This window comes from Cellulophaga sp. BC115SP (assembly GCF_009905545.1).
Lineage (GTDB): Bacteria > Bacteroidota > Bacteroidia > Cytophagales > Spirosomataceae > Flectobacillus > Flectobacillus rivi.
Window position 1 is genome coordinate 1 of the sequence record NZ_JAAALB010000169.1, and the last position, 797, is coordinate 797.

Consider the following 797-nt stretch of genomic DNA (forward strand, 5'->3'; position numbering starts at 1 on the left):
GCACCGGGTACTTTTTTGTAAACCAAACGACCTTGGTCATCGTAGCAATACAAAAAGGCTGCTTCTGTCAAATTGGCTTCGGTCAAGCCTGTAATCACAGCACTCAGTTCGGGAGGTAGCACTGCTCGCAACTGTCCATAGTCATCATAGACATAATAGGTATTGGCTACCTCATTATCACTATTGATGACACTTTTCAACACCACACGACCATACTTATCCTTGTACTCACGTACTCGGTTTTTGTTGACAGTCTCACTTTTGTTTCCTTCTTGAATCGTCTCAGTGACAGTCAATTGGTTTTTACCATAATAACCCACCCTAGTAATTCCCTTGGCTAAAGAACCAGCCTCAAAACTACTCTGGCTTACACGAATTTCATGAATGGTATTAGCGGTATTAAAAGTATAGATACTTCTAGTAGTACCATCAGCTCGGTTCCAAGGTGAGCTATTCAATGACCAAAGGCTCTCATCGCCTGGTCCTGCTACCTTCAATACTCGACTCGAAGGCATGGGTTCGTACACCGTTTGACTATAGGCTCTATTGCCAGTACCATAGTAGGTGGCTGTGGCAGTAGCTACACCCGTATTGTAGTCCCCCTTACCACCATTGACAGGGAGAGGCAAATACTGTTTTACGGCACGACCTTGGTCGTCGTACTCGGTGAGTTGCACCAAATCTTGACCTGCTCCACCAGCATGGACATCCACAGTTTGGGTACTTTGTCCCAATCCATCAAAGTAGGTAATGGTACTTTGAGCTTGGTTGGGATTCGAAAGGTTGGCTCCACCTGC

Annotated in this window: 1 protein-coding gene; it reads right to left on the bottom strand. The window is 45.5% G+C overall.

Features of this window, described 5'->3' with window-relative positions; genetic code table 11:
• On the bottom strand, positions 1 to 797 hold a 797-nt coding region (locus tag GVN22_RS27460; protein ID WP_240915793.1), incomplete at both ends, for a DUF6443 domain-containing protein.